This window comes from Fodinibius sp., from assembly GCF_041642155.1.
Lineage (GTDB): Bacteria > Bacteroidota > Rhodothermia > Balneolales > Balneolaceae > Fodinibius.
The window spans coordinates 1-9,205 of the sequence record NZ_JBEPWZ010000110.1; the positions used below are offsets into that span (position 1 = coordinate 1).

At 52.4% G+C, this 9,205-nt stretch carries 9 protein-coding genes; 1 reads left to right on the forward strand and 8 read right to left on the reverse strand.

All coding sequences use genetic code 11. From position 1 onward, the window contains the following. From ACESLU_RS08080 to rpmH, 5 genes are all read right to left on the reverse strand, one after another. On the reverse strand, nucleotides 1-648 hold a 648-nt coding region (locus tag ACESLU_RS08080), incomplete at its 3' end, for a type I restriction enzyme HsdR N-terminal domain-containing protein (RefSeq protein WP_372637650.1). A gap of 221 nt (nucleotides 649-869) precedes the next feature. Next, nucleotides 870-2,681 (reverse strand): membrane protein insertase YidC, encoded by a 1,812-nt coding sequence (yidC, locus tag ACESLU_RS08085; RefSeq protein ID WP_372637653.1) that lies wholly within the window; start codon nucleotides 2,679-2,681, stop codon nucleotides 870-872. 14 nt (nucleotides 2,682-2,695) lie between these two features. Beyond that, nucleotides 2,696-2,929 carry a membrane protein insertion efficiency factor YidD gene (gene yidD / locus ACESLU_RS08090; RefSeq protein WP_372637656.1) on the reverse strand — a complete coding sequence of 78 codons (234 nt, stop codon included), beginning with the start codon at nucleotides 2,927-2,929 and terminating at the stop codon, nucleotides 2,696-2,698. Next, nucleotides 2,926-3,360: a ribonuclease P protein component gene (locus ACESLU_RS08095; protein WP_372637658.1), complete on the reverse strand. Its 435-nt coding sequence runs from the start codon at nucleotides 3,358-3,360 to the stop codon at nucleotides 2,926-2,928. The genes yidD and ACESLU_RS08095 overlap by 4 nt, the downstream gene beginning before the upstream one ends. Beyond that, complete coding sequence (rpmH, locus tag ACESLU_RS08100) at nucleotides 3,341-3,496, reverse strand: 50S ribosomal protein L34 (RefSeq protein ID WP_073061627.1); 156 nt, start codon at nucleotides 3,494-3,496, stop codon at nucleotides 3,341-3,343. The genes ACESLU_RS08095 and rpmH overlap by 20 nt, the downstream gene beginning before the upstream one ends. A 262-nt stretch (nucleotides 3,497-3,758) precedes the next feature. Here rpmH and secA point away from each other — a divergent pair, with 262 nt between their 5' ends. After that, complete coding sequence (gene secA, locus ACESLU_RS08105; protein ID WP_372637669.1) at nucleotides 3,759-7,142, forward strand: preprotein translocase subunit SecA; 3,384 nt, start codon at nucleotides 3,759-3,761, stop codon at nucleotides 7,140-7,142. A gap of 6 nt (nucleotides 7,143-7,148) precedes the next feature. On the opposite strand, the gene ACESLU_RS08110 is transcribed toward secA, so the two are convergent. The 3 genes from ACESLU_RS08110 to ACESLU_RS08120 form a co-directional block, all read right to left on the reverse strand. Beyond that, a complete protein-coding gene (locus ACESLU_RS08110) occupies nucleotides 7,149-7,778 on the reverse strand; it encodes a class I SAM-dependent methyltransferase (RefSeq protein ID WP_372637661.1) in 630 nt (209 codons plus the stop codon). 219 nt (nucleotides 7,779-7,997) lie between these two features. Further along, nucleotides 7,998-8,669 (reverse strand): FAD-binding oxidoreductase, encoded by a 672-nt coding sequence (locus tag ACESLU_RS08115; protein ID WP_372637663.1) that lies wholly within the window; start codon nucleotides 8,667-8,669, stop codon nucleotides 7,998-8,000. Between the two features lie 191 nt (nucleotides 8,670-8,860). Then, nucleotides 8,861-9,205 (reverse strand): dienelactone hydrolase family protein (locus tag ACESLU_RS08120; protein ID WP_372637666.1); only part of this gene is annotated, 345 nt, incomplete at its 5' end.

Genomic DNA, 9,205 nt, shown 5'->3' on the forward strand with positions numbered 1-9,205 from the left:
GGACAGCGGTTGAACGACATAATAGTGGTTGAGGTTGAGATCGGTCAGCTCCTGGTTAAACGTTAGAAACCGGATGTCGGAGGTTCCCGGGGAATGCCACAGGGCGGGGAGCAAGGCGGACAGCCATGTTCGGAGCTCCGGCGAGGCCTCCGATCCCGCAAATCCCCGCCGGCGCCATTCCTCAAGATGATAGGCGGGTCGCTCAAGCGGGGAGCTGATCATTTCAGGCCGTTTTTCCAGCATATTCACCCGGCCGTCCCTCACCGCATACCAGAAGTCAGCTCTGCCGTTGGACATCAACAGGTAGGGGGCGGCGACATTTTGATTGTAGCGGGCCACCTGTTCGGCCGTTTTGCGGGATATGGGGACGTGCTCGGCTTTGCACTCGATCAGGACCCGTGGCTCAAATTGCCGGTTATAGCAGATGATATCCGTTCGCATCCGGCTGTCGGCCAATGTGCCGATCGCCTCTTCGGTGGAGATCCGGTGCTTCGACCAACCGGCGGCGAGCAGAAATTCAATGATGCGCAGGCGGACACGCTCCTCTGGGCGGTTCTTCAGCGGCTTGCGGTGGATGGGATTCCAGAGCATTTTTTGGCCTTCCCTCCAGACGACCTGCGGATACATGAACGCGGCAACACTTTCCATAGGAGGTAAATATAGGAATGATTTGCTTTACCGTTGGAGCTTTTACCGGCAATAGTCCGTAAGAGCAATACCTTTTTCCACAGTGGTATTATAAAAAACTCCTCTTGCTGTATGTTCCATTTTCAAAACGACACCAGTTTTCAGCAGCGCGCTGGAACTCCCCTTTTAAGGAAGGTAATATGGAGTATCTCCGGCATATTTAAACAGGTAATATGGTTACCCTACGCACTGGCTGCCTCTTTTTCCTGATCCATCTGGCGGTAAATAAGCAGCTGTTGTGCAATAGAAACAACATTATAGATGAGATAATAGAGACTGAGTCCCGCCGCAAAATTGTTAAAGATGAACAGCAGCATAAAAGGAAACACATACTGCAGGGCCTGCATATTGGGTCCCCCTGCCGCCCCTCCGCCGCCACCGGGGCCCATGCCGCCGGTTAGCTTGCTCTGCACGAACATCGCTCCCGTCATCAGCAGTACAAAGCCCGCCACCTGGTCTCCCAAAAAGGGAATACTAAACGGGAGGCTCAGGATGTAGTCCGGCGCCGAAAGATCGCTTGCCCACAGAAACTCCTGCTGGCGAATCAGGATGGAGTTCTGAAAAAAGCGCCAGAGCGTAATCAGAATAGGCAGCTGCAGCAGGTTGGGCAGACACCCGCCCAGGGGATTAACCCCCGACTCCTTGTACAGCTTCATCGTAGCCTTTTGCTGCTTCTCGGGATCGTCAGCGTATTTCTCCTTGATCTCCTTCATCTCCGGCTGCAGCTCTTTCATGGCCGCCATGCTCCGGTAACTCTTCTTCGTCAGCGGGTACAGTACCATCTTAATCAGGACCGCAAAGAGAATGATCGCCAGTCCCACATTCATATAATCTTCCACAAAGCCGAAATAGGGAATGATCAGATATTTCACGAGCGGGTCGGAAAGCCAGCGCAGCCAGGAATACCCCACATCCACCATATCATACGCCTCTTCGTGGTACCTCCGTAAATCGCTGTAGGCCATGGGACCCACATACATCTGGTAGGAGACCGTGTTGTCCTGGGAAATATCAGTGGTTATAAACGACTGGTAATGATGGTCCGTCGTGGATAGGTCTGTGGCCCCCGTTTGCTGTCCGACCAGCAGTGCGCCCTGCGTGGAGTTATCTGTCTTTATAATCTGAGAAAAGAATTTTGTGCGCGTGGCCACCCAGCCGATCGACCCGTTATAATTGCTTTCATTTTGACCTGCTTCGCTGAGCTTCAGTTGCTCCATTTCCCCGCCTGTAAACACATAAGCCGAGGCGTAGGTGGCCTCCGTACTGGCGTCCTTCTCCGTAAATCGCAGCTGCGGCTTCCAGCCAAAATCAACAGTCCCCCCGACAATCGTTTGTTCAAGTCCCTCAAAGCGGATATCCAGATCAATTTCATAGGTATCGCCGCTCACCGTATAGGTATACACCAGACGCTGCGAATCACTGATATTCAGCGCATACTGCAGCTCCGCCGTTTCCCCTTCTTCCAGGACTATATTTTCAGCCGACGTGAGCGGTTCAAAAACCAGCTGGTCCGTTTCCACATTGTAGTTTTCGGTAGTCAGGAATCCCAGCGAGTAGGCCGACTGTGTAGTATCCTGAATCATGCGCACCGGCTGATGGTTCCAGGTTTCATGCTGTTTCAGCATCACCTGCGACGGTCCGGCCCCCACATTCGTAAAAGTAGCTTTGTAGTGCGGCGTTTCGACTATGGTCCCCGACGTATCAGCTCTGCTGGCCGCCGTAAACATGCCCATCTCCCGGGCCCCCTCCTCCTCCTGGCCACCCAAGGACGCCATACCGGTATCCGAACCGGATTGTTCTTCCCGGGCAGTCGTCGTGTCATCCGCCGGCGGTTGTACCTGCTGGCTGTCCTCCTGAACAGCGGTTATACTATCCTGGCGGGCCTGTTCCGCCTGGCGTTCGCGAAGTTCCTGTTCGGTAGGCATGGTGAAGTAGGCCCATGCAACCATCACTATTAAAATAAGTATTAGTCCGGTTACGGTATTACGATCCAAGAGAAATCCTCAGTCTAAAATTTCGTTTCTGTTTTTGATTTGGGTACGGGGTCGTATCCTTCGTCACCCCAGGGATGACAGCGACTAATGCGTTTGACAGTAAGCCATAGCCCTTTGATCGCCCCGTGCCGCCGGAAAGCTTCTATGCTGTAAGCGCTGCAAGTAGGATGAAAACGGCAACTGTCGGGCATCCACGGAGAGATAACCATCTGGTATACGCGAATAAGTGCAATAAAGAGATACTTCATGAATGATCGGGCGAGGTGGTAGGTAGTTGATTGCGAACTTGTGCGAGCAAAGAGGTTACATCCTGCTCAACTTCTGCAAAAGTGGCATCTACGGTATGGGCCATAAATGCGCCGTGAAGCGTTCGCTGGATCCGCTGCAATGGATCAGACAATATGTGTTGATGAAGCCGATAGGCTTCCCTGAGAAGCCGTTTCATATTATTTCTTTTATGGGCGTCGCCCAAGCTTTTTTTGACAATAAATCCCATGAGACAGCCGGAAGAGCTATCATCCGTAAGATGATAGCGCACTCCCACATGTTTTCTGCGGAATACCTGCACATCTCCTTCAAAGAGACGTTGAAAATTCTTCCGGCCCCTCAGGATCTTTTCTCTGGGTAAACTAAAATCACCGTTTGAGCCCGAAGACTGATTACTTCGGTCCTTTGTCATCACTTACAGTCAAACGATGGCGTCCTTTTTTGCGACGCTTTTTTAAAACCTTTTTCCCGTTTTTACTGCTGTTACGCTTACGGAATCCATGCTTGTTTTTTCGCTTGCGTTTACTTGGCTGATACGTACGTTTCATTGGTAAATCGGTTAATGAAAACTTCAATTCGTAGAGAGTCCCATAATTTAAAAATAAATTTAGACAATAAGAACCATAATTTATGGGTTACATTTAATGCGTGTGAAGGCAATAAATGATAAAAAAGGAGTTTAATTCACATTTTCCGGCAATAAATGCGGGGTAAAGCCCTAATTAATTTGAACAGGCTCTATGTAAGCCGTAACTTTAATAATTCACATAAATTACCTCGGATAAGACCAACTCTTATATGTTCGACAAAATAGGCGATATCTTAACCAGTATTTTCGGAACCAAAAGCGAACGCGACCTTAAGAAGATCTGGCCCATCGTTGATGAAATCAACGAGCACTATGAAGAAATGCAGGAGCTTACCGATGAAGAGCTCAAGCAAAAAACGGAATCGTTCCGCCGGCAGGTGGATGAGGCCACCCGGGAGGTTACCGAAGAGATTGACGCCATTAAGAAAATCCTGAACAGCAATGAAGAACTTTCGGTCGACCGTCGCCGGGAACTGAGCGAAGAGCTGGACAGCCTTGAACAGGAACATACCGATACGATTGAAGAGGTACTGGATGAAATCCTGCCCGAAGCTTTTGCCGTGATGAAAGACACCTGTCGCCGCTTTCTCGGCAAGACATGGAAGGTCGGCGGCAGCATGAATGAATGGGGCATGGTTCCCTATGACGTTCAGCTGGCGGGTGCCATCGCAATGCACCAGGGCAAGATTGCTGAAATGAAAACGGGGGAAGGTAAGACGCTGGCCGCCATCATGCCGGCCTATCTGAATGCCCTCAGCGGACGCGGGGTCCATATTGTGACGGTAAACAACTACCTGGCAAAGCGGGATGCGGAATGGAACGAGCCCCTGTTCAATTTCCACGGGCTCGAAGTCGATTGTGTGGACCTGTACCAGCCGAACTCCGAGCAGCGGCGCAAAGCGTACCGCGCCGACATCACCTACGGCACCAACAACGAGTTCGGCTTCGATTACCTGCGCGACAATATGGTGAGCAACGCCGAACAGCTGGTGCAGCGCGACCATAACTTCGCCATCATTGACGAGATCGACTCTATCCTCATTGATGAAGCCCGTACCCCGCTCATCATTTCCGGTCCCGTACCCGAGGACAACAAGTCCCAAAAATATGAAGAGCTTAAACCGCGCGTCGAGTCGCTGGTAAGCGCACAGAAAAAGCTGGTGGCATCCTTCGTCAAAGAGGCACAGGAGGAACTGGACAAGGGAAATGAAGAACAGGCGGGACTCGCGCTTTACCGTGCACAACGGGGGTTCCCGAAGAACAAGAAGTTCCGCAAGATGATGCAGATACCGGCCAACCAAAAGCTGGTTCAGCAGACCGAAGCTTTCTACCTGCAGGATAATGCCCGGCGCCTGCCCGAAGTGGATAAAGAGCTCTACTACTCGGTGGATATGAAGATGAATAACATCGAGATGACCGAAAAGGGTCAGGAGTTTATCACGCGCTCCGATGAAGATGAGGATTTTTTCATCATTCCCGACCTGGGGACCGAAACCTCCAAAATTGAGAAAGAGATTGACGAGCTCCGGGAAGAGAAGATCGGCAAGATACGGGACAACGACGAATTCAGTGACGAGTACAAGGAGAAAAAGATCAAAGAAGCACGGCAGGAGGTGGAGCAGGAGCGCGAACGCCGCTTTAGCGAGCTGCACCGTTTGTTTGCCGAGCGCAGCGACCGCATCCATACCGTCAACCAGCTGCTGAAAGCCTATACCCTGTTTCAACGCGAAGAAGAATACATTGTGCAGGAAGGCAAGGTCCAGATCGTCGATGAGCATACGGGACGTGTGATGTCGGGCCGCCGCTACTCCGACGGCCTTCACCAGGCGCTGGAAGCCAAGGAAAATGTGAGCGTGGAGGCAGCCACTCAAACTTATGCCACCATCACGCTGCAGAACTACTTCCGGATGTACAACAAGCTCGCGGGTATGACCGGTACCGCCGCTACCGAAGAGGGCGAGTTTAACGAAATTTACGACCTCGATGTGATCATCATTCCCACCAACGAGCCGGTCATCCGGGACGACAAAGAGGACCTGGTGTTCCGTACCAAGCGGGAGAAGTACAACGCTACGATCGAGACCATCCGGGAATACCACGAGAAGGGGCAGCCGGTACTCGTGGGGACCACCAGCGTGGATGTCTCCGAAACCATCAGCCGGATGCTCAAGCGCGAAAATATTCCCCATAATGTATTGAACGCCAAACATCACGCCGAAGAGAGTGATATTGTTGCGGCGGCCGGACAGCCCGGGGCCGTCACGGTGGCCACCAACATGGCGGGACGCGGTACGGATATTAAGCTGGCGCCGGGCGTGAAGGAGAAAGGCGGGCTGGCGATCCTGGGGACCGAGCGACACGACTCCCGCCGTATTGACCTGCAGCTGCGGGGACGGGCGGGACGCCAGGGGGACCCGGGCGAATCGCAGTTCTACGTCTCTCTTGAAGATGACCTGATGCAGCTGTTCGGCTCCGATCGCGTAGCCAAGGTCATGGACCGTCTCAACTTCGAGGAAGGCGAAGTCATTACTCACTCATGGATAACCAAGTCCCTGGAGCGGGCCCAATCCAAGGTAGAGCAAAACAACTTCAGCATCCGTAAAAAGCAGCTGGAGTACGATGATGTGCTCAACAACCAGCGGGAGGTTATTTATGCACGCCGCAAGCACGCCCTCTCGGGCGACGAGCTGCGCAGCGATATTTATGACATGCTTGAAGACCTGGTAGAGAGCGTGGTTGAAGAACACTATCCCAATGGCGAGCTGGATGAAATCCGGGATACCATTTTACGTTTCCTGGCCGTCGACATCGAGCTGGAACGCGACAAAATGGGTAAACTGGGCCCCGATATGCTCATCGACCATATTATCGAGCGCGCCTACGAAGTCTATCGCCAGAAAGAGGAGATGATCTCGAAGCCGCTTCACGAGGTCATCAAAAATATCGAAGCTTCCGACGCCGAGAACAAGCCCACCAAGGTGCAGGTGATTTTCACCGACGGCATCCGCCGGATGCGCGTGGTTGTGGACGTGGAAAGGGCGCTGGAGAATGAGGGACGCGAGGTAGCTCGGGCACTCGAGCGAACCGCCATCCTCTCCATCATTGACGACAAGTGGATGGATCACCTCCGCGAGCTGGATGCCGTCAAGGAGGGAATCGGCCTCCGGGCGTTCGGACAAAAAGACCCGCTGCTGGAATACAAGCGCGAGGCGTTCGAGATGTTTAAGCAGCTGCTGGATGAAATTAACCAGGAGGCTATTTCGCTTATCTGGAAGGCCATTCCCGAAATGCAGGCCGACCAGCAACGCCTGCAGCAGGCGCCCGAAAAACGTGCCAAAGTCAATATGGACAAGGCCAAAACAGAGCATTCCGATGCTACGAATATGGGCTTTAAGACCGGCGGACAGCAAAGTCAAAATGGAGGACCCCAACAACAGCAGCAGCGAAGCGACAAGAAGCCCGAGCCCGTCACCGTTGAGGAGGAACCCGGGCGCAATGACTACGTCAAAATCCAAAACATGAGCAGCGGGGAAGTCATCGATATCAAGTGGAAAAAAGCCAAGCGCATGATTGATGAGGACAGCTGGGTACTCATAGAAAAATAGTACTGGCTATCGGTTCTTGCTATTGGGCTTTCTCACTACCACGTAGACGTCCCTGCCCGAGCGCTGCTCCGAGCTGATCACCGTAAATCCCGCCTCCCGCAGCTCCCGGGTAACCGTTTCCGCCGTCACGCCATGGTGATTACCGGTGGCCCGTTCCGCCGGATCGCCGCCCTCATCTCCCCTCGGCGCAAAGTCTATGACAGCCAGGCGTCCCCCGGGCTTCAGCGCCTGCCGCATACTTTCGTTCATGGCGGCGGGATCCTTGAAGTGATGATAGACCCGCCGCAGAAACAGGGCGTCACAACACCCCTCCGGGAGGTTGGTCTGCGTCGGATGTCCCTCTAAAACCGTCACATTCGATACCGGTGCCGACTCCACCATCTCCCGGAGATACTCCACCGAATCCGCTCCCAGCTCCGTACTGTAAACGTGTCCCCCCGAACCGACATGCTCGGCCAGGGCCAGACTAATGCTGCCATCGCCCGCGCCGATATCGGCCACGACCGACCCTTCGGAAAGTTCCAGCACATCAATCAGCCAGGTGACATCCTCTTTCTCCTGCCCGCAGGCCATTGTCGTCCCCATTATGAGAACAAGAGCTGCAATGAACCACGTCCGCATTATTGTCTTTTCCATAAGATACTCTTTCATAAGATACTCCCTGCCGGTTTTTGTTTGTACAATATTACTATACGAAGACTTTTACAAAACTGCCTTTTTTCCAATCTTTTCGTTATAGAGATTTTACAATCCTCACATATACTCATCAATATGCTACGGTTGTAAAACCCTTCTGGCCTTGATCTTAACCAAAAATGCCAGTTATTCAAAGTCTTCTATGCGCTATCCCATTGCTCACTCCTCAAAAACAAGGGCGTCCGGATCGGCCCCCAGCTCTTTCAGGTACTCCGTCATCGCATCGTTAAAGGCCATCGGTCCACAGACGTAAAAAGGCTGATCAAAATCATCGATCTGCTCTTTTAGGAACTCCTTGCCGATAAATCCGTCCAGGTAAATATGACGGTCCGTGGGCTCATCGGTTATGACATTGATAAAGTTGTCGCCGAGCATCGCCTCGAACTCCTCTTCAAGAATAATATCCTTATCCGCTTTATTGGAGAAAATAAGCTTGTTACCCTCAATATTTTCTTCGCGGGCCAGCCGGCGCAAAATAGCTATGAACGGCGTTACCCCCGCACCGCCGGCCAGGAAGACACCGGGACCTTTATACTGGATCGTCCCCCACGGCTCCCTGATGATCAGCTGATCCCCGATATTCAGGGTGTCCAGCTCATTCGTCACTCCTTCATGGTCGTCATATATCTTGATGGTAAACTCCAGGTCGGGCTCGCCGTTGAGACTCGTAAACGTGAAGGGACGTTTTTCATCCCGCCAGTCCGGCTTGTCAATTGACACCTCTGTAGCCTGGCCCGGTACAAACTCGAAGCCGTCGGGCTTGTCAACCTTAAATTGTTTAACATCGTGCGTAATATGCTGGATATCGCGAATCGTTACCTTGTAGCTCATAATAGTTTCCAAATGATTTTTGGTTGCTCATTCATTTCATGGTAAATAATATTACCTTGGCCCATTTATAAGAATGTATTTGGCCGGTGTTCCATTCGAAAAGTAAAAAAGTTCTTCCAAGATGGATAGAACCGCAAGCCGCTGGATGACATTGTTTTGGACCCAAACGACTCCTCAGAAACTCATGCCGGCTACTTCAAATATTCCGCTAGGAAATCCACCGTTTTCTGCCAGGCGTCTTCAGCGGCTTCCGCGTTGTAACGAGTGCCCGACGGGTTGGCAAAAGCATGGTCGGCTCCCTCGTAAATATAAATGTCGTTGGCGACACCCGCTTCGTCAAGCGCCGCCTCAAACTTTTTTACCTCTTCCGGCGGGATACCATCGTCCTCGGCTCCGAAAATCCCCAGCACCGGCATATCGAGAGTTGACAGCTCCCCGGCATCCGTGACCAGCCGGCCGTAATAGATGACCGTCGCATCAATGGCCTCCGGCATTGCCAGCGCCGTCTGCAGCGACCATCCGCCGCCAAAACACCA

Bases quoted from the DNA above. Each gene is read 5' to 3' on its own strand.
- rpmH (WP_073061627.1), bottom strand. From the start codon at position 3,496: ATGAAACGTACGTATCAGCCAAGTAAACGCAAGCGAAAAAACAAGCAT.
- ACESLU_RS08095 (WP_372637658.1), bottom strand. From the start codon at position 3,360: ATGACAAAGGACCGAAGTAATCAGTCTTCGGGCTCAAACGGTGATTTT.
- ACESLU_RS08115 (WP_372637663.1), bottom strand. From the start codon at position 8,669: ATGAGCTACAAGGTAACGATTCGCGATATCCAGCATATTACGCACGAT.
- ACESLU_RS08110 (WP_372637661.1), bottom strand. From the start codon at position 7,778: ATGGAAAAGACAATAATGCGGACGTGGTTCATTGCAGCTCTTGTTCTC.
- yidD (WP_372637656.1), bottom strand. From the start codon at position 2,929: ATGAAGTATCTCTTTATTGCACTTATTCGCGTATACCAGATGGTTATC.